At 42.3% G+C, this 20,460-nt stretch carries 15 protein-coding genes and 4 pseudogenes; 8 read left to right on the top strand and 11 right to left on the bottom strand.

Features of this window, described 5'->3' with window-relative positions:
• Nucleotides 1-7: 7 nt before the first annotated feature.
• The 7 genes and pseudogenes from TT11_RS00725 to fdx all read left to right on the top strand — a co-directional run bounded on the left by TT11_RS00725 (nucleotide 8) and on the right by fdx (nucleotide 6,121).
• Nucleotides 8-517, top strand: coding sequence for an Rrf2 family transcriptional regulator (locus tag TT11_RS00725; protein ID WP_057759222.1), 510 nt, complete (start codon nucleotides 8-10; stop codon nucleotides 515-517).
• Entirely contained in the window at nucleotides 514-1,740 is a 1,227-nt protein-coding gene (locus tag TT11_RS00720; RefSeq protein WP_057759220.1) for an IscS subfamily cysteine desulfurase, read from the top strand. The genes TT11_RS00725 and TT11_RS00720 overlap by 4 nt, the downstream gene beginning before the upstream one ends.
• A 152-nt stretch (nucleotides 1,741-1,892) precedes the next feature.
• Nucleotides 1,893-2,300, top strand: coding sequence for a Fe-S cluster assembly scaffold IscU (iscU, locus tag TT11_RS00715; protein WP_261868758.1), 408 nt, complete (start codon nucleotides 1,893-1,895; stop codon nucleotides 2,298-2,300).
• 227 nt (nucleotides 2,301-2,527) lie between these two features.
• Entirely contained in the window at nucleotides 2,528-2,848 is a 321-nt protein-coding gene (iscA, locus tag TT11_RS00710; RefSeq protein WP_021814983.1) for an iron-sulfur cluster assembly protein IscA, read from the top strand.
• 176 nt (nucleotides 2,849-3,024) lie between these two features.
• Nucleotides 3,025-3,606 (top strand): Fe-S protein assembly co-chaperone HscB, encoded by a 582-nt coding sequence (hscB, locus tag TT11_RS00705; RefSeq protein ID WP_261868757.1) that lies wholly within the window; start codon nucleotides 3,025-3,027, stop codon nucleotides 3,604-3,606.
• A 209-nt stretch (nucleotides 3,607-3,815) separates the two neighbouring features.
• Nucleotides 3,816-5,695, top strand: a pseudogene (gene hscA, locus TT11_RS00700) (Fe-S protein assembly chaperone HscA).
• 87 nt (nucleotides 5,696-5,782) lie between these two features.
• Nucleotides 5,783-6,121: an ISC system 2Fe-2S type ferredoxin gene (fdx, locus tag TT11_RS00695; RefSeq protein WP_101206134.1), complete on the top strand. Its 339-nt coding sequence runs from the start codon at nucleotides 5,783-5,785 to the stop codon at nucleotides 6,119-6,121.
• Between the two features lie 97 nt (nucleotides 6,122-6,218).
• Here fdx and TT11_RS00690 read toward each other — a convergent pair whose 3' ends face one another.
• The 5 genes and pseudogenes from TT11_RS00690 to TT11_RS16785 form a co-directional block, all read right to left on the bottom strand.
• On the bottom strand, nucleotides 6,219-7,538 hold the full coding sequence (locus tag TT11_RS00690; protein WP_261868756.1) for an adenylate/guanylate cyclase domain-containing protein: 1,320 nt from the start codon (nucleotides 7,536-7,538) through the stop codon (nucleotides 6,219-6,221).
• Nucleotides 7,539-7,952: 414 nt separating this feature from the next.
• Nucleotides 7,953-8,385 (bottom strand): annotated as a pseudogene (locus TT11_RS00685) (HIT domain-containing protein).
• 150 nt (nucleotides 8,386-8,535) lie between these two features.
• Nucleotides 8,536-12,249, bottom strand: a complete 3,714-nt coding sequence (gene mfd, locus TT11_RS00680) for a transcription-repair coupling factor (RefSeq protein WP_261868755.1) — start codon at nucleotides 12,247-12,249, stop codon at nucleotides 8,536-8,538.
• A gap of 218 nt (nucleotides 12,250-12,467) precedes the next feature.
• Entirely contained in the window at nucleotides 12,468-13,004 is a 537-nt protein-coding gene (rraA, locus tag TT11_RS00675) for a ribonuclease E activity regulator RraA (protein ID WP_261868754.1), read from the bottom strand.
• 190 nt (nucleotides 13,005-13,194) lie between these two features.
• Nucleotides 13,195-13,898: pseudogene (locus tag TT11_RS16785) on the bottom strand (NAD-dependent epimerase/dehydratase family protein).
• A 464-nt stretch (nucleotides 13,899-14,362) separates the two neighbouring features.
• Here TT11_RS16785 and rpsT point away from each other — a divergent pair.
• Nucleotides 14,363-14,629, top strand: coding sequence for a 30S ribosomal protein S20 (gene rpsT, locus TT11_RS00660; protein ID WP_010200097.1), 267 nt, complete (start codon nucleotides 14,363-14,365; stop codon nucleotides 14,627-14,629).
• A 147-nt stretch (nucleotides 14,630-14,776) separates the two neighbouring features.
• Here rpsT and TT11_RS00655 read toward each other — a convergent pair.
• The 6 genes and pseudogenes from TT11_RS00655 to rpsA form a co-directional block, all read right to left on the bottom strand.
• A pseudogene (locus TT11_RS00655) lies at nucleotides 14,777-15,612 on the bottom strand (histidine phosphatase family protein).
• 159 nt (nucleotides 15,613-15,771) lie between these two features.
• Complete coding sequence (locus TT11_RS00650) at nucleotides 15,772-16,584, bottom strand: metallophosphoesterase (protein WP_261868751.1); 813 nt, start codon at nucleotides 16,582-16,584, stop codon at nucleotides 15,772-15,774.
• A 209-nt stretch (nucleotides 16,585-16,793) separates the two neighbouring features.
• Nucleotides 16,794-17,492: an orotidine-5'-phosphate decarboxylase gene (gene pyrF, locus TT11_RS00645; protein ID WP_261868750.1), complete on the bottom strand. Its 699-nt coding sequence runs from the start codon at nucleotides 17,490-17,492 to the stop codon at nucleotides 16,794-16,796.
• 104 nt (nucleotides 17,493-17,596) lie between these two features.
• On the bottom strand, nucleotides 17,597-18,004 hold the full coding sequence (locus TT11_RS00640) for a lipopolysaccharide assembly protein LapA domain-containing protein (RefSeq protein WP_102091942.1): 408 nt from the start codon (nucleotides 18,002-18,004) through the stop codon (nucleotides 17,597-17,599).
• A gap of 62 nt (nucleotides 18,005-18,066) precedes the next feature.
• Nucleotides 18,067-18,372: an integration host factor subunit beta gene (locus TT11_RS00635; protein WP_261868749.1), complete on the bottom strand. Its 306-nt coding sequence runs from the start codon at nucleotides 18,370-18,372 to the stop codon at nucleotides 18,067-18,069.
• Nucleotides 18,373-18,697: 325 nt separating this feature from the next.
• Nucleotides 18,698-20,386 carry a 30S ribosomal protein S1 gene (gene rpsA / locus TT11_RS00630; RefSeq protein WP_261868748.1) on the bottom strand — a complete coding sequence of 563 codons (1,689 nt, stop codon included), beginning with the start codon at nucleotides 20,384-20,386 and terminating at the stop codon, nucleotides 18,698-18,700.
• Between the last annotated feature and the right edge of the window lie 74 nt (nucleotides 20,387-20,460).

Genomic DNA, 20,460 nt, shown 5'->3' with positions numbered 1-20,460 from the left:
ATAACACATGCGTTTGACTACTCGGGGCAGATACGCTGTTACCGCATTATTAGATTTGGCATTACAGACTAGCCAACAAGACAGTGCTGTATCATTATCCGATATCGCCAAACGACAATCGATTTCAATATCGTATCTTGAACAGTTATTTTCTAAGCTCCGCAAACGCGGCCTTGTCACGAGTATTCGCGGTGCTGCAGGTGGTTATCACCTAGCTAAGCCATTGAATGAGATAGATGTGATGAGCATTATATCTGCGGTTGATGAGTCAGTAAACGCGATGCAGTGTGAAGGACGCGGTGACTGTCAAGGTGGTACAATGTGCCTAACTCACGATCTGTGGTGTGCACTATCAAATCATATCGAACAGTACTTGAAAAATATAACATTAGCGCAATTATTAGATATGGAAAACGTGCAGTCAGTCTCAGAGCGTCAGCACACCTCTACAAAAGATATTTCCATAAAAGACATTAATACTATTACCCTATCGAACAGCGAGGCAAACCCAGCATGAGCCAACATAACAACCTTATATACTTAGATTATGCCGCCACTACTCCAGTTGCTAAATCAGTAGCTGCTAAAATGAGCGAGTATTTGACTGTAGATGGTGTCTTTGGTAACCCAGCTTCACGCTCACATGGTTACGGCTGGCAAGCGGAAGAAGCAGTAGAAACTGCTCGCGGTCAAGTTGCTGAAGTAATCAACGCTGATCCACGCGAAATCGTCTTTACTTCTGGCGCAACTGAGTCTGACAACCTAGCCATTAAAGGTGCAGCACATTTTTATCAGTCTCGTGGCAAACATATCATTACCAGTAAAATTGAGCACAAAGCTGTATTAGATACTTGCCGTGAGCTTGAGCAAGAAGGTTTTGAGATTACGTATCTTGAGCCACAGCCAAGCACAGGTCTTATCCTGCCAGAGCAAGTAAAAGAAGCACTACGTGATGATACGATTTTAGTATCACTTATGATGGTGAACAATGAGCTTGGTACTATTACTGATGTTGCAGCGATTGGTGAAATCACTCGCGAAGCTGGCGTAGTTTTTCATGTTGATGGTGCACAGTCTGTTGGTAAAGTAAAAATCAATCTTGAAGAAATGAAAATTGATTTGATGAGCTTCTCAGGTCATAAAGCATACGGTCCTAAAGGTATCGGCGCATTGTTTGTTCGTCGTAAGCCACGTATTCGCTTGAAAGCTGAACAACACGGCGGTGGTCATGAGCGCGGTATGCGTTCAGGTACTCTACCGACGCATCAGATCGTTGGTCTAGGCGCCGCATTTGCTTTAGCTAATGAAAGCTATGAAGCCGACCATGCACATGCAGCCAAACTACGTCAAAAACTTTGGGATGGCCTACAAGATATCGAAGAGATTTACTTAAACGGTGATCTTGAGAATAGCGTACCAAATATTGTAAACATCAGCTTTAACTTCGTTGAAGGCGAGTCATTGATGATGTCACTTAAAGACTTAGCGGTATCGTCAGGTTCAGCCTGTACCTCAGCAACGCTTGAGCCATCATATGTACTACGTGCAATCGGTCGCCCAGATGAATTGGCACATAGCTCAATCCGTTTCAGCTTCGGCCGTTATACTACTGACGAAGACATCGATACTGTTATCAAACAGATGCATGAAGCTGTTGATAAACTACGTGCCCTATCACCACTTTGGGATATGTATCAAGAAGGTGTTGATCTAAATTCAGTCGAGTGGGCTGAGCACTAATTTCTAATATGGCTTTTTAGTATAGCTAGCAATATATTTATTAAACAATTGATCAGACAATTAAATTAAGCGTTTGACCCCAATTATCGATGAGTAGTTAGACATTTAAAGTTGATAAACGACTACTCATCATCTAACTAGGAGAAAACCCCATGGCCTATAGTGACCAAGTTATTGATCATTACGAAAACCCACGCAACGTTGGTAATCTTGATAAAAATGCCAAAAACGTTGGTACCGGTATGGTCGGTGCCCCAGCATGTGGCGATGTAATGCGTCTACAAATCCAAGTCGACGATAATGGTATTATCGAAGATGCACGTTTCAAGACTTATGGCTGCGGTTCAGCGATTGCTTCAAGCTCGCTTGTTACTGAGTGGCTAAAAGGCAAAAGCTTGGATCAAGCTGGCGAAATCAAAAACAATGATATAGCTCAAGAGCTAGCATTACCACCAGTAAAAGTGCATTGCTCTGTACTCGCAGAAGACGCTATTAAAGCCGCTATTAGCGACTATAAAGGTAAGCATGGCGTAGCAGCTCCAGCAGAAGCTGCGATCTAAGCTAAGCTAAACCTGCTAGCGTATGCGCTACGTTGTACTAGCAACGCTAAAGTAGCAATGTGTAATCGCTACTGACGCTAAAGAGGTGACAATGACACTTATGTAATTGTCACCTTTTGTTTTCTAATAGTCGCAAGCCTATTGTTTTGGCAATCTTGTAATTCTGGTTGTCAGTTTATCTAGATTTTTTTATTGATATTTATGATTAATAGTCAATGGGAGTTGGCATGATTGAAATGACAGAACGCGCCGCTCAGCATGTTCGAGACTTTTTGGACAATCGCGGCAAAGGCGAAGGCATTCGAGTTGGTATCCGTACGGCGGGTTGCTCGGGCTTGGCTTACGTTTTAGAGTTTGTAGATACCCCTGATGAGAATGACACGCGTTATGAAAGTCGTGGCGTTAGCATCTTTATTGATCCTAAAAGCCTCGTGTATTTAGACGGCTTGTTGATGGATTATGAAAAAGAAGGTCTAAACGAAGGCTTTAAATTCACCAACCCTAACCAAAAAGGTGAATGTGGTTGCGGTGAGTCGTTTACAGTTTAATTGTTTAATAGCTGAAAACTGATAGATTTATGCTTCAACAAACTTTCATAAGAATAGTGCGGTATCTCTGCTATAGCTATGAAAAATGGCTAATATAATTAAGTACCCAAGCGATTGAGATATTCTTAGCTAGGTCATGACTTCAAAAATAAATAAAAAAAGCAAGGCATCAGATTATGACAGATATTACTTCAGAACCACAGTTTGATAACTTCTTTGCCCTATTTGAGCAGCCTGTACAATTTGAAATCAACCAAAGCAGTCTAGAGCAACGTTTGCGATTGCTGCAGAAACGCTTTCATCCTGATAATGTTGCCAAAAATCAGACCGATATGGTTCAAGCACAGTTACAGTCTGAAAAAGCATCGGCTTTGATCAATCAAGCGTATCAAACACTAAGCGCTCCTGATAGCCGTGCTGGTTATTTACTGGATATGGTAGATCAAGCACAGAACATAGAGCACTCAATCGCAGATTTAGACTTTTTGGAAGATGCGATGCAGATGCGTATGGATCTAGATGATGCTATCGAAGACAAAGATCTTGCAGCCTTGCAGCAATTACACCCTCAAATTACAGAGCGTCTAGCAAATCAATCTGAGCGCTTTAATAGTGCTTATCAAAATCAAGATTGGCAAACAGCGATTGATGCGACACAGAAACTGAAATTTTTAGTTAAGCTAAATGCTGATGTGACGATGGGGCTTGATGACGTTGCAAATGCATCGCATTCAGATGACGATGACCTATACGTCTAAACATCTATGGTTATATCTCTCACTAATAAGCTAAATTCTGTATATTTGGTTAAAATAGTGACCGTGATACCGTATAATCTTTGAGTCTAAGCGCATCAGACTGTCAGAATCCATATTCCATGGAATGAGATTACCGACGTTAAGTTCTCGTACTGCATATGCTATATTTGCTCCATTTCACTTATTCATTTTATCTCTGAGTTATCCTTATGTCTTTAATGCAAATTGCTGAACCCAATCAAAGCGCTCAACCTCACCAACATAAATTTGGCTTGGGCATCGACCTTGGCACTACACGCTCGTTGGTTGCTGTGGTGCGTTCAGGTAAGGCACAAGTCTTAGAGGCAGGCGCAGCGACAGATACATTATTACCGTCTGTTGTCTATTATCCAGCGACTGGTACGCCATTAGTTGGCTATGATGCCCTAGCGCATTTAGCGGATGATCCAAAAAATACGATCGTCTCGGCTAAGCGTTTTATGGGTCGTAGTCAAGCTGATATCAAATTCTCTCATCCTTATGAGCTGTCTGGTAACAAAGACGATATGCCAGCTTTTGTAACGGCTCAAGGTGAAGTTTCTCCTGTTGCAGTATCAGCGCGTGTATTAGCCGCTCTTGAGCAACGTGCAGCAAGCGCTTTACCTGCAGATAGCATTGAAGGCGCCGTGATTACGGTTCCCGCTTATTTTGATGAAGCACAGCGTCAAGCAACCAAAGATGCCGCTCAAGCAGCGGGTATCAACGTACTTCGCTTGTTGAATGAACCAACGGCGGCGGCAGTCGCTTATGGGCTTGACCAATCTTCAGAAGACAGTAAGAAAGAAAGCTATTACTTAATCTATGATTTGGGCGGTGGTACTTTTGACGTCTCTATCTTAAAGCTTACCGACGGCGTCTTTGAAGTGTTGGCAACTGGTGGTAATAGCGCACTAGGCGGCGATGATATTGATCGTCTTATTACCAATTGGATTATTAAACAATTAAATATCGATCCAAAAGACGTAAGTCTGCACGACAAATCAATACTAGCTCAACAAGCCAAGGCTTATAAACAAGCACTGACTGACGCTGAGCAAGTAGATATCAATCTCACGGTCAATGGTCAGTCTTATCAAGGCGTATTAAGCCGTACAGATGTGCTAACGATTGTAGAACCTGTCAGTCGCCGTACGCTAAGCGTGTGCGAACAAGTCCTACGCGATGCTAAGCTGTCTACTACAGATCTAGATGAAGTTATCTTAGTGGGCGGTTCAACTCGTATGCCTGCCGTACAGCAAGTCGTGACTGAGTTTTTTGCTAAGCAGCCACTTTGCCGCCTGAATCCAGATGAGGTGGTTGCTTTAGGTGCTGCCCAGACTGCTCACCAATTGGTTAATGGCGATAGTGATAACAATTTGTTGTTATTGGACGTAACGCCATTATCATTGGGTCTTGAGACCATGGGCGGTTTGGTTGAAGTACTTATCCCACGCAACACGCCTATCCCTGTGAAGAAGCGTCAAGTGTTTACCACTTATCAAGATGGTCAAACAGGCATGGTGATTCACGTGGTGCAAGGTGAGCGTGAAACGGTAGAAACTGTCGTTCTCTGGGACGTTTTGAGCTGTATGGTATCCCGCCAATGAAAGCTGGGTTTGCGCGTATCGAAGTTACCTTTAGTATTGATGCTAATGGTCAGCTTACTGTCAGTGCACAAGAAACTACGACCAAAACAGAAAGCAAAATTGAGATTGTGCCTTCTTATGGTCTATCAGATGAGCAAAAAGAACAGTTACTTGTTGCAGGGTTCAAGCACGCAGAAGAAGACAAAAATGCACGTTCTTTAATTGAGACAAAAGTAGAAGCGGAACGTGAAGTACTTGCCCTAGAGTCGGCACTTAACGAATTTGCGGCGTTGCTTTCTACTGAAGAACAACAGTCACTAGCAGAGCATATACAAGCGCTACGTAATTCTCTTAGCACTGATGATTTAGCACTTATCGAAACGCAACAAGCTCAGCTCAAACCACATAGTGATGCCTTTGCTGCACGTATTATGAATCAAAGCGTAAAGACCAGTATGGCCGGTACTAGTGCCAAAGACTGGTAATAAATACATCGACATATATCGCTTAACTGACACGTTAAGCTAACTTCTAATATTTTTTTAAATTGATTAGCATCGGACAGATAATTTATGCCAAAAGTTACCGTACTACCCCATCACGAAATTTGCCCTGAAGGCGCAGAAGTTGAGCTGCAAGCTGGTGAAAACTTATGCAAAGCACTGTTAGAAAAAGGCATTAAAATTGAGCATGCCTGTGAGATGTCAAAAGCTTGTACCACATGTCATGTTGTAGTACGCAAGGGTTTCAACAGTTTGGATGAGATGGATGATATCGAGGCGGATCTACTTGATCGTGCTTGGGGACTAGAGCCTGATTCACGTTTATCTTGTCAGGTCATGCTTGATGATGAGGATTTGACCATTGAAGTTCCTAAATATACCCTCAATCACGCTAAAGAAAATCATTAAACACTGATAATACTTCCTAGTTAAGATTAAAAAAGGCCAGCTATGTGATAGCTGGCCTTTTTCTATATATGATTTTAAGACGATAAACTTGTAACGCTTACTTACGTTTGGCATTCTCACGTTTACTTTCTGCGACTATGCCCTTTACTACTTTTTCTTCCTCTTGCTCGATGCGTTCCAGCGCAAAATTTAAACGAGCTCTAATATCTTGATAATCATTGTCTTTCATATCTTTAAAATTCAAATGCAAATTGAAACCGGGCAATGTATGGTCGACCCATTTAGACAGATGACCTGTACTGGCACTAGGATCAAGTACTTGCCATGCATCGATCTTTTCATCAATACCTTTCAAGCAAAATGCGGCAACGTGCTCGCATTCATAGTTATGGCATATATAATCGTAAGTGCTTTCACTGACCAATATCTGATCTTTGCCCGCACAGGACTCAAGCCTAGAGGCCAAATTGGCTTCTTTACCAATGATGGTATAGCTTAATCGACTATTACTACCAAAATTACCAACGTGACAGTAGCCAGTGGTGATACCAACACGTATATATAAGCCTTCAAACCCCATTAGCCGCCATTTTTGACGTAAAGTGCGCATTTCTCGGCGCATATCAATTGCCATCGCCACACAATCTAGTGCATCTTGACGCGAGCCGCGGCTATTCGGTTCACCAAAGAAACATACCATGCCATCGCCGATAAACTTATCAAGCACTGCACCATGTTTGTCAGCAATCGATGTCATGCAATGCATATAAGTATTGAGAATATCTGCCAAATTATCAGAGCTTAGACTATCAGACAACTCGGTAAAGCCGACGATATCTGAAAACATGATAGTTATTTTTGCGCGTTTATTAGAAACCCTAACAGGGCTATCCGATTTGACAATAGGCTCCCAAATTTGTGGTGGTACAAAACGGGTAAGCTTATTGATTACTGATACCATCGTGTTCAGGCGTCCACTGGCCTGATGGGCACGTGCTTTAAAAGTAATATGTTGCTGATAGATACGCCTGAACTGGTACAAAATAACGCCTAAGCTTGCCACCATTACTATCAATGGTAATAGACCTTCATCAAAGTCCATACTATTCGCATTTAAGACTGTGCTAACGTAGAAAAACACAATGATAGTCACGACAGATACAGATAACAGTCTGAGGTGATTCTCAGGTCGGCTAAGAATGATACGTACACCAATCAAAGCAGCCAAGCTGATTGATATGACCGTACAGCATTGTAGTGATCCGATGACGACTGATAATAGAATAATAACGATATTAGACGTCCAAAAGCTGGTCTGGCGTCGGTAGTTGTATATCAGGATCATGAGGCTTGGCAATGTGATAATAACCAATAGTGCCATTGAGATAGAGCGGAAGTCGTAGTATATAGCACGCAAAACAACCGTCAGTATTAACACGAAGACTTCTGGATAATCGAAACGACAAACTCCAGCATCTTTCAGCGGCGACCTTGATTTTAGTGTCTCTGAAAAGAACATATAGAAGTTCACTTGAATGTTTCGAGCGATATGAGAGACAAGAATACATTACACTAGCACATTTGCATTATTTGCCCTTATGACGATTTATCATAAGATATATCTAATAATATATTATACTTTCCAAATAAGGTAAAACAAGGTTACTGATGACTAAAAGACGACCTTTTGTCTAGTTTGTTCGCGATTTTACAGTTTTTATCCAAATTTAAATAAAAAGAGAGGCCAGATACATTTAAGTATCTGGCCTCTCTTTTTACATATAAAATTAAGGTTCAAGCTATTCTTATTAAATGCAGGATAGAATGATAATTACATTTGCCAGTCAAACGGCATTTGGTGATGACCACGTAATGCCATCATCAATGTTTGCTGCATTTGCGCCAATACTTCTTTAGTATATGGCACAGCTGGCACACCCCATACTGGGTTTGGCCACTGCATATCATTTTGATAACGGACAATATGATGAAAGTGAAGCTGTGGCACTTGATTACCAAGAGCGGCCACATTCATTTTATCGGCTTGAAAGGTTTTGGCTAACTGACTCGACAACCAGCTCGACTCTCGTAAAAACTGCGTTTGGTCTGCCTCAGACAGCTCATATAACTCTTTGATACCGGAGACACGCGGCACTAATATCAGCCAAGGAAATTGGCAGTCATTGATTAAACGACAAGTGGATAATGGAAAATCCCCCACTAAAAAAACTATCAGCAGCAAGTTTATGATGAAGTTGGAACATAATGACGGTTCTCTTGTTGTTTAATGCAAATAAAATACAGAAGGTTAAAAAGTTAGTTTGGCTATTTTATCAGTTATCTGGTTGATAAAATAGCACCATGATTTATTGGCTTGGAATGACTACCTAACCTACTTGATATCCAGCCATATACTAAGCAGGCTCTGTCACCATATGCTCGCTAAAATAGCGCAGCAGTTCTTGTATGACCGTTACGCGCTGTTGCGGTGTGGCCAGTTTATCGCTATTTTGGTAACGGATACCAGATGCGCCATTCATACGATAATGCTGACCATTTGATTGGATCAATTTAATAATCGCTAACGCATCAACTGGAGTATCTGGCGCAAATTCCAGCGTCATACTACTACTATTGGCATCAATTTTATTGATCTTCAGCGGCTCTGCTTGTAAGCGTAATCCATGAATGGCGAATAGCTGCTTGGTTTGATCTGGCAGTGCTCCAAAGCGGTCTATCATCTCCGTACGAATATCCGTCAATGCTTCTTTATCATCGGTATTACCAATACGCTTATAGAACAATAAGCGCTGATGCACGTCATGTAGATATTCCTCTGGAATGAGGGCAGAGCTGTGTAAGTTGATTTCACTGGTTAGCGACAATGGTGTATTTAAATCAGGTTCCTTGCCAGCTTTAATGGCTTTAGTCGCCCGCTCAAGCATATCCATGTATAAGCTAAAACCAATCGCCTGCATATTGCCACTTTGCTGCTTACCCAATATCTCACCTGCGCCGCGAATCTCTAAATCCTCACTTGCCAGCATAAAGCCTGCACCCAAGGTATTGGCGCGCTCAATCGCATGCAAACGGCGCTTGGCATCACCTTTGAGGCCTTTCAGAGAAGGCACTAATAAGTAGCAATACGCTTGATGATGACTACGCCCTACTCGGCCTCGCAGCTGATGCAATTGCGCAAGACCAAACTTATCTGCACGCTCAATGATGATCGTATTGGCATTGGGCACATCAATACCCGTTTCAATAATGGTAGAGCAAACCAACACGTTGAACTTTTTATGATAGAACTGCTGCATGATCTGCTCAAGCTGACGCTCTTGCATTTGCCCATGGGCTACTCCTACTCGCGCTTCTGGCACTAGGTCACGAATGGTCTCTGCCATACGCTCAATACTAGCAACATCATTATGTAGTAGATAGACCTGCCCACCACGCAGAAGCTCACGCAATATGGCTTCTTTCATCAAGGCTTCTGTCTTTTGCATCACAAAAGTTTTGATGGCAAGTCGTCGTGCAGGCGGTGTGGCGATAATCGACATATCGCGCATACCTGAGAGCGCCATATTAAGCGTTCTAGGGATCGGAGTCGCAGTCATAGACATGCTATCCACATCTGTTTGAATGGCCTTGATACGCTCTTTATGACGCACTCCAAAGCGATGCTCTTCATCCACAATCATCAGGCCAAGGTTGGCAAATTTCACATCTGGTTGTAGCAGTTTATGAGTACCAATGACAATATCCACTTTACCAGCGGCCAAATCAGCCAATACCATTTCTTGATGTTTTTTGCCGCCAAAGCGCGATAAGCTTTCAATGCGAACTGGCCAATCGGCAAAACGATCACGGAAATTGTCTTCATGCTGACCAGCAAGCAACGTAGTAGGCACCAGTACGGCAACCTGATAGCCAGCACTAACGGCAATAAAGGCGGCTCGCATCGCGACTTCTGTTTTACCAAAACCAACGTCGCCACAAATAAGACGATCCATCGGTTGGTTTTGTCTCATGTCTTCCATTACCGCATGAATGGCATTAGCTTGGTCGGCGGTTTCTTCAAAGGCAAACTGGCTAGCGAATAGCTCATACTGTGATGGGTCTATCTTAAAATGAATACCAACTTTGGCCTCACGTCTTGCCTGCATATTGAGCAATTCAGCAGCGACGTCATGAATTTGCTCCAATGCTTTTTGCTTGGCTCGGTCCCATTTGCCACTACCAATCTTATGTAGCGGTGCTAACGCTGGATCACCGCCACTATAGCGACTAATCATTTGCAAATTGGCAACTGGCACATAGATACTAGCGTCATCAGAATATTTTAAATGGATAAATTCTTGCTCACCATCGCCCACATCTAAGGTAATCAAGCCATTATAACGACCGATACCATGCTCAATATGCACCACTGGACTACCATCTGTTATTTCAGTGACGCTCTTAACCAAGAATTCTTCTGATACCCCGCTTTGGCGACGACGGCGTGTCTGTAAAACTTGACGACCAAACAGCTGCGTCTCGCTAATCAACACCAAGCGCTCAGGCACATAGACACCGCGCTCAATTGGCGCTACGGTCAGACCGACATGTGGTAGATGACTGTTATCAATAGCGCTGGTTTTATCTGCGGCTAAAAATGCCTCAAAGCTATCGTACGCCTTGATATCAATCTTGCCTTTGAAGAGTTCAATGAGAATCTCGCGACGGCCTGCAGTCTCTGCAACGATTAGTACGGGTGTTGAAGTCTTTGATTGCGTATCCAAGAAGTCGAGCAATTCGGATAATGGTTCAGACTTTTGATGATTGACTGCTAACTGTGGCGGTTCTTGAGCACTTAATGTCACCAGTCCTTGTTGTTTAGTGACACTCACCAATGGTAGTTGCGGCTGAGAAGCATCTGTACTTTCTGGTGCTCCCACATCATTCATCGTAGCCAGTTCATCACGAGCACTTAATATTACTCGTGGATACTGGTTTAGCTGCTCATTCAGTGCATTGGACAGTAGGTACAGCAATTCAGGTGCCACAATGGGTTTATCTATGTCATGACGACGCTCTTCGTAGCGACGCTGGATTTGTGACCAGTAATCAGCTTGTTTTTCATTGATTAATTCATCAGTGATAAACAACGCATCGCTTGGTAAATAGGAAAATAAACTACTCTCCGCCTCCCAGTCTTTTAAATTAAAAAATAGCGGCTGATAATACTCTAATCCGCTACTGGCAATTCCTGCCATTACGTCTTTGTGCAGCTCAGACTTACGGCTACTGGTATTAGGGAACATCGCAGCAAAGTTCGTGCGGAACGTCTCACGCCCTTCATCGAGCGGGAACTCTTTTGCGGGCAAGATTTGAAATTGTTCAATAGGTTTAGAGATATCTGGCATCTTGTGCAGCAGTGACAATGACTCTTTCGCCATACTGGTATCGTTGCCCGTCAACATCGCTTTAAGGTCGTCAGGGGTCAATGTACGCTGTGTTTGAGGATGAAAAAAGCGAATCGTTTCGATTTCATCATCGAACAAGTCTAAACGTAGCGGAAAAGGCTGACCCATGGCAAAAATATCAATAATACTGCCACGTACCGCAAACTCACCTGGTTCAAAGACATTTTCAACCGCGCGATAACCTGCTTTTGCCAATAGCCCTCGCTGGGTATTGATATCAAAACGATCGCCGACACTCAAATCAAAATGCTGTCCAATCAACCAGCTTGGCGGTGCGACGCGATGCATGAGGGCTTGTATCGAAATAAGTAGCACGCCCGTTTTTGGCATATCCGTCAACAGATTAATGCGTTCGCTAACGATGTCTTGATGCGGAGATAGCTCATCATAAGTCAGTGTCTCCCAGTCAGGGAACACATAAGCATCGACTCCGCAAAATGCCAGCTCAGTCTCTATTTGATTGAGTTGGTTTTGGTCACGTGCCACCACGACTTTTAGACGCTCGGCAATATTCCACATAGATGTTTGCACCAAGCTTGCCAACCATAAACTGCTGACCGCACCATGGACAGGCGCTAGCCAACGCCGCTCGGCATTTTGGATAGGAAACAACTGCTGGTTAATAGGGTCAAACGCGTCAGTCAGAGCAGTAATAGGCATAAAGAGTAGAATCAAAGTTAAGGAGTCAGAAAGCTATTATACGAATATTTGAGCAATTACCAAAACTTATGCCGTAACGGTTTGTCACTTAAGAGTTTACTCATTAATGATTGAGGGTTAACAACGATTATTGCGCTTTAACTGTCGTTACATAACAAAAAAACCCCAACTTATCAGCTGAGGTTTTCATTTTCGCGAGTCAAGCCAAGCCTAAAACTTCAGCTGATAAGTGGTTTATCGCTAGCGATGATGCCATTGTTATCCGCATAAACAAACATACCCGAATTCAACGTCAAATCACCAAAACTAATTTCGATATCCGTTTGACCTTCATCACGGCGGGTTGATTTGCGCGGGATACAACCAAGCGCCATCACACCAATATCCATCTCTGCCATGTCATCAACATCGCGGACACAACCATATACAACAACCCCAGCCCAGCCATTATCGATAGCCGATTGTGCAATCATATCGCCTAGTAGTGCACAGCGCATAGAGCCGCCGCCATCAACAACCAACACTTTGCCACTGCCTTCTTTATCTTTGCCATCGCTATTCAACAGTGACTTAACACAGCTATTGTCTTCAAAGCACTTGACCGTCACGATTTCACCGCAGAATTTGTCTTTTGCACCAAACTGACGGAATGACTTACCTTCGATGTTTGGTAAGCATACTTGCGACTCAGGATTGGCATCCAATAGATCACAAGTGACAAAATTCCCTCTATCCATTTGTATCGATTCTGACATTGCTCCTGCTCCTTGTTTTAGTGTTTCACCTGACTGTTATTTCAATACTTATTGATGCTTTGATAATAGTTATTGTGTTTTTTACTCTTGTATTCTTGTTCTAATGCAAACTTGTCCTGACATAATTAACAATCGGTATCTGTAGCTTTCCAGTTTTGAGACTGAATCTGTCACTAGAAAAGCTGTCCTTTTATTTTTTGACACGGGTCATCGCTAGCATCTGCTTATTTTCGATAATGTCGATATGCTTAATTTGAGGTTCAGTACGATATTTACTACGATGGTAGATATCATGAGCACTCATGGCCATAGCACTGGCAACGCGTTTAGCAGAAATAGGATGTAACGATAGTGACTCTGAAACGAGCGGCGAGATGAGTTTAAAGGCTTTTTGACCAATGCTTTCAAGCGGACGACCTTTATGCTTACCAAGCAATAGTGACGGACGGAAGACGACCAATTGTCCAAAATCTAATGCCATAACAGCCTGCTCTGTCTCAGCCTTGACTCGATTGTATAAAAAAACTACTGTCAATATCCGCATTCATTGAGGAGAGTAAAAAGAAATTCTCTACCCCTTTATCACGACACAACTTAGCAAAATTTACGTTATAGTCTCGATCTACTTTGCGAAAAGCCTCATCACTACCAGCCTGCTTTTTTTGTCGTACCCAAACAACTAAAAGCATCCGTGGTTCGATCGGCACCAACACTTGCAAACACTTCAGAGAGATTATCAAAATCATTGATTTGATAAAAACGCATGCTGGCATTAATGTAGCGTGGCGGGCGGCGGGCAATCACAATCAATGTGTCATAAAGCTCACTCAGTTGCTTTACCAAATGCTGCCCTACTAACCCTGTTGCGCCAATCACAATTGCTTTTCGCTGCATACCCTATCCACTTATATAACATTAGATGAACTATATTGATGAGAAAATACCTATATCAAGGTCTATCGTTAGAATATCATACCTAAATTCCTCAATAACTGACGCTATTATATAGGATATATTGTAAGAGATTTTATCAACGCTCTATGTCTGTCAGCGCTTACTATTGATTTAGTTACTAGAATGACCCAAATTCGATGATATTACGTAACTTCTTTGAGCATTAATCATCAAATATATTGTCCTTAGTTCAATAATTTGCTAAGATAATCGGCTTTACACGTCAACGCTGTTTAATTATTCCAAACAGCTCTGACGCTTACGATGATCTATTCATATTAGATACTTTAATATCAGACATCGACATCATATTTGACGAGACGGCTGCTCGTCACCGATGATTGTTAAACCCATTATTGCAATCAACATTCATATTTTTATCTATCTTTATCAAGGAGATACGCGTGGCTAATACTGCACAAGCTCGTAAACGCGCCCGTCAAAACACCAAACGTCGTCAGAACTCTGCGTCACAACGCTCTATGGTTCGTACTTACTTAAAACGTGTTGATGCGGCTATCGCAGCTAAAGATTATGACGCGGCTACCGAAGCTTACAAAAAAGCGGTACCAGTTCTTGATCGTATGGCTGACAAAGGTATTATTCATAAGAATAAAGCTGCTCGTCGTAAGAGCCGCCTAAACAAAACAATCAAAGGCCTACAAGCTTAAGATTTGTATTGGTTAGACCGCATTTCGCTTTTATAGCGTAATGACTAAAACCTTGTCACTGGTTCTAATACCATGGCAAGGTTTTTTTTATGCCTATTCGAAACGAATTCAACGAATATCAACTCATTTTAATGTTTGGACAAAGCATCAATTCCACTGCACTTCTGGCGGCAATAGCAACTTGCTAGGATGGTAACCAGCTGCACGATAACCGTCTAATAATGAACTAATCGGCCGAGTATATACCTGACCCCGCCAAATAAAATGCGCGCTCGCTTGATCAAAGCTTATCATCGAACCATAAGAACACGCCTTCCATCATCTTTGGCCAATCATTCCAATCAATCTCTACCACATCGAACATGACTGCTAAGAACGCAGATAGCAACGTGTCATGACTCACAGCGAGCATCAGATGGCCATGCTGCGGCTGATTCTGGTAAAAAAAGCGATAGAATATCCAAACCGCCTTGATAGGTGTTTTTGGTCCCTTCGAGATTGCCTTGCAAAAAACGATTAATAAAGTTCAGGACGCCAATTTCTTTGAACACAGGATTGGCTATTTCAGGCTCAGTGACGAGACTGCCAGGCTCAACCAACAATGATTGATGCGTAATGTCACGCCGTAGTCCTGCCCCCTCTTGCATCAGCTGCGCGGTATCGATACAACGCCCAATAGGACTAGAGATACTATCGACGTCGAGCGAATATGGTAGATGACCTGATAACCAACGACCCCAAGACTTTGCCAGTATACGGCCTTTAGGAGTCAACGGTAGCTGATAGCTAGCAAAGCCATTACCATCAGAACGCTCGCGTAAAGAGTGCCTGGTAAATAGTATCAGCCGCTTATTTTCAGGCAATAGGCTAACGGAGGAAATCATACTATCTGGTAGGTGCGAAGGTGCAGGCGCGCTTGGTGTGTGACTCGCAAGCTTGTCAGCAGATATTTTGGACAGGGTGTTATTCAGATATTTACTCATGACAGCAAGCCTAGCAGATTTCTTATCAGGAATGAACCACAGACAAATCTAGTTGCAATATATCTTATTAAATATTCTTCACTCTTTCAAAAAGACGCTTTATTCAAAAGAGTCTATACCTACAATAAATGGAGGTTTGCCTATTATTTACACACGGTCCTAGCCAATATCAATGACTTTGTCCCACGCGAACTCTAATGCGGTACTACTGACCTCATTAGGATAGGCTCGTGGATTGACAATCACTCGCGTATTACCAATTTTATAATCAAATGCTTCATGAGTATGTCCATGTACCCATAGCATCGGAGCCCAATCTTCGTGCATCCATCCCGATAAGTCACTGACGAAAGCCGCATTACTTGGTAGATTGGCATATTTTTCAGATACCGATAACGCACTGACGCTGTGATGACTCATGACTACTGTTTTTTTACCTAGTTCATGAGATTCGATCAAAGCTTGCTGTAGCCACTGACGATGCTCAGCATGAATCTGCATAGATACTTCAGGTGAAAACAATTCATTGCCTGCGTAAATCTGCTTGTAGTCACGCATAAAATGCCTAGCAGCAGCCATGGTGTCTTCATTAGCATGATACTGATAGTCAGTCCAAAGCGTACAACCTAAAAGGCGTATATCACCGATATCGATATGCTGACATTGTAAGACGCGAACCCCTTTTTTAGACACAGCATCATAATTATCCCAAGTTGCCAGTTTATGGTCAAAGCTCAACACATCTTCATCAAAGTATTCATGATTACCAGCGATAGTAATCAGGGGAACTTCTAAGCGCGCCGCTTGTTCTTGCAGCCACGGCATACCTTTATCGCTATTAGCAGTATCCCCTGCTACTAATACTAAATCTGCATCAGTTTTAGGAATATGCCCAACGGGGTGCGATTGACGTGCATAACTATCAATATGTAAGTCACTCAATATCTGTAATTTCATATTATTCAACATCATTTAGTGGCGTTATTATTAAAAATCTAATTAGCGATAAACGCTCATAGCAGTACTACTAATATTTAGCTAAATGAGCGTTTTTAATATAGTTATTATATTTTAGAAAGGTTGTAAGAATAAATTTAAGTAGTGTAGCAGCTTTTTCTATACCATCAAAAAGTAAAAAGACAGCCATTTAGGCTGTCTTTTTACTTAACATTTATTCAAACTTAAATACTTTGAAGTATTGTCTGTAGTTTAGCAGCAGGGTCTGAGGCTTGAGTGATCGAACGGCCAATGACTAAATAATCAGAACCGTCTATTAGCGCCTGACTTGGTGTACATATACGTTTTTGATCATCTGCATTGTCTTCAGCTAGTCGTATACCAGGCGTTACCAGTTTGAAGTCTTGACCACATAACGCTTTAAGTGCTTTTGCTTCTTGAGCCGAGCAAACCACACCATCAAGACCAGCTTGCTTAGTCAGTTGTGCTAGTCGGCTTACTTGGGTATCTAAGCTATCAGTGATACCTGTTTGCATCAACGCTTCACTATCCATAGAGGTCAATACGGTAACTGCGATGAGCAAGGTATCAAGATCTCTATCTAGCAAGCGCTGTTTTGCCAACGACATGGCCTCTAGACCTGCGCTAGCATGGACATTCACCATCCATACACCAAGCTCAGCGGCAGCCAATACTGCTTGAGCAGTGGTATTCGGAATGTCATGGAATTTTAAGTCTAAGAACACTTCAAAATCACGTTGATGTAATGCCTTGATTATATCAGGACCACAACGCGTAAACAGCTCTTTACCGACTTTCAATCGACATTGAGATGGATCTAACCGGTCAGCTAGCGCCAAAGACGCCTCTACCGTCATATTGTCTAGAGCGACGACAACTGGAGAGTTAATTACATTATTCATGGTTTTACCATATATTTTGAAGTTATCAAAGTATCGTATTTGAGGTCAGTACTGCGATCGTTAAGCTATCACCTAGCAGATCACATAAAAAATCACTTAACGACTTAATCTCGTCTACGCTTAGACAGAGTAGAGCCTTCAGTTAGGCTAGTTGCGTCACTACTTTGCACATTAGCAGCAGAAGCACCATAAACAGCTTCATCTACTGTTGGCGCGCTTGCTTGACGATCGATAACTGTATTGGCTTGAGTCAATTGCTCTTGTAGATTTGCGTTTGCTTTTTGCAGACGTGAGATTTCCCACTTATTTTGCAGCACACGAAAGATAAGCAATGCCAGTAAAATACCAATAACAATACCTAGCATCAAACACAAAATAAGTAGCAACCCTAGATTCATCGTAGGTGCTTGTGAAAACAGTAGGTTGACTCCGACCTCAGTATTATTTGCCAATACCAAACCAAGTGAATAGGCAAAGCTCAAGAATAGCAATACAAATAGTAAAAAGCGCATGAGACAGTTACCTCAGTTTGGAATGATAAATTTTGACAGTTAGATAGCCAGTACTGGTTTAATTAACCGTTTGCTACCGTATCGTTTACTGCTTCGCGTAAGGCCTTGCCTGGCTTGAAGTGTGGAATCGCTTTGGCAGGAACTGGTACGCTCTCCCCCGTTTTAGGATTGCGTCCGACACGAGCGCGGCGATGATGTAGACAAAAACTACCGAATCCGCGAACTTCGACTCGGCCATCATTGGCTAAAGTATGGGTCATCAAGTTTAAGATTTCACGCACTGCGTCATCAACCACGGTATCTGCCATGTTGTCACAGTTTGCACTCAAATTACTAATAAATTCGGATTTGTTAATCGCTTGCTGCATTATTACGCTTGCCTTGTTGATTGATGGATAAGCTGATGATAAGTCAACGCTCTATAGTACGTAAATGCGTTTAGATAATTGAATTATAAAGACTGAATTTCTTAAAATTGGCCTTCAAAACCACATTATGACTATAAAAAGCTTATAATTATCATCTCGTTACTCAATGGTGCAAATGATAGCGGATATTAACGTAAATGGGAATAAGAGTTTGCCCATTTGGCTAAAAACCTCTATTACTAACTGTGTTAATAAAATCTAATCACAAAAAAAAGCGACCGAAGTCGCTTTTTTTTATATTACTTTTATATCAATAGTTTGCAGCTTACTGCATTTGCTCTTTGATCAAATCACCAATCGTTTTTGGCTGTGCATCAGAACCTGGAGCAGCAGTAGTGTTCGTGCTACCAAGATCTTTAATCGCTTGACGCTCTTCAGCTTCGTCTTTCGCTTTGATAGACAAGTTGATGTTGCGTGTTTTACGATCAACACTGATAATTTTCGCTTCAACGTCATCACCAACAGTCAGATGCTTAGTTGCATCTTCAACGCGGTCACGTTGGATTTCAGAAGCACGTAGATAAGCTTCAACTTCGTCAGCAAGTTCGATAGTAGCGCCTTTAGCGTCTACTTCTTTTACTTTACCATTAACGATAGCACCACGGTCATTGTTGACTAGGTATTCGTTGAATGGATCAGAGCTTAACTGCTTAACGCCTAGGCTGATACGGTTGGCTTCTGCATCTACAGACAATACCATTGCTTCAACGGTGTCACCTTTGTTGTAGTTACGGATAGCATCTTCGCCAGTTTCGTTCCAAGAGATATCAGATAGATGAACAAGACCATCAATACCACCGTCTAGACCGATAAAGATACCGAAGTCAGTGATTGATTTGATCGTACCAGTGATTTTATCACCGCGCTCATGTTTTTTTATCAAACTCATCCATGGGTTAGCTAGAGTTTGTTTGATACCTAGGCTGATACGACGACGTTCTTCATCGATATCAAGAATCATTACTTCAACTTCATCGCCCACTTGAACAACTTTAGATGGGTGGATGTTTTTGTTGGTATGATCCATTTCTGATACGTGTACTAGACCTTCGATACCTTCAGAAATCTCAGCGAAACAACCATAGTCAGTCAAGTTGGTTACGCGAGCTTTTACAACACTACCTACTGGGTAAGTGCCGCCAACGTTATCCCAAGGATCAGTACCAAGTTGTTTTAGACCTAGGCTAACGCGGTTGCGTTCACGGTCAAACTTCAATACTTTAACTTTTAGGTCTTGGCCAACTTCAACAACTTCAGATGGGTGCTTGATACGGCGCCATGCCATGTCAGTGATGTGCAATAGACCATCGATACCACCTAGATCAACGAACGCGCCGTAATCAGTAAGGTTCTTAACGATACCTTCGATCTCGATGCCTTCTTCAAGCTTGTTCAATAGCTCTTCGCGCTCAGCTGAGTTTTCAGCTTCCATAACTGCACGACGGCTAACAACAACGTTGTTGCGTTTCTGGTCAAGTTTGATGACTTTGAATTCTAGCTCTTTGCCTTCTAGATGCGTTGTATCACGGATAGGACGTACATCTACCAATGAACCTGGTAAGAACGCGCGTACTGAACCGATATCTACAGTGAAACCGCCTTTAACTTTGCTTGAAATGATACCTTTTACGATCTCATCGTTATCAGCGATTTTTTCAAGGAAGTTCCAAGTTTCAACACGCTTAGCTTTTTCACGTGACAGCAAGGTTTGACCCATGCCGTTATCAACCGCTTCAACTACGACATCAACACTATCGCCAACTTCAACTTCAAGTTCGCCTTCTTCGCTTAAAAACTCTTCACGAGCGACGATACCTTCAGATTTCAGACCAGTATCTACTGTGATCCAATCGCTATCGATGGCCACAACAGTACCATTGATAACCGAGCCACGCTCGATATCTAGGCCTGTTTCTTCGATGCTCGCTTCAAATAGTTCAGCAAATGATTCCATTATGTCTACCTTTGTATAGCCGTATCCTGTCCAGCACAGTACGGATCAAATTTATGATTGCATAAAACGAGAAT

The organism is Psychrobacter sp. JCM 18901 (assembly GCF_000586435.1).
GTDB lineage: Bacteria > Pseudomonadota > Gammaproteobacteria > Pseudomonadales > Moraxellaceae > Psychrobacter.
The sequence above is the reverse complement of the archived record's forward strand: the minus strand, read 5'-3'. Positions and strand labels throughout refer to the sequence as shown.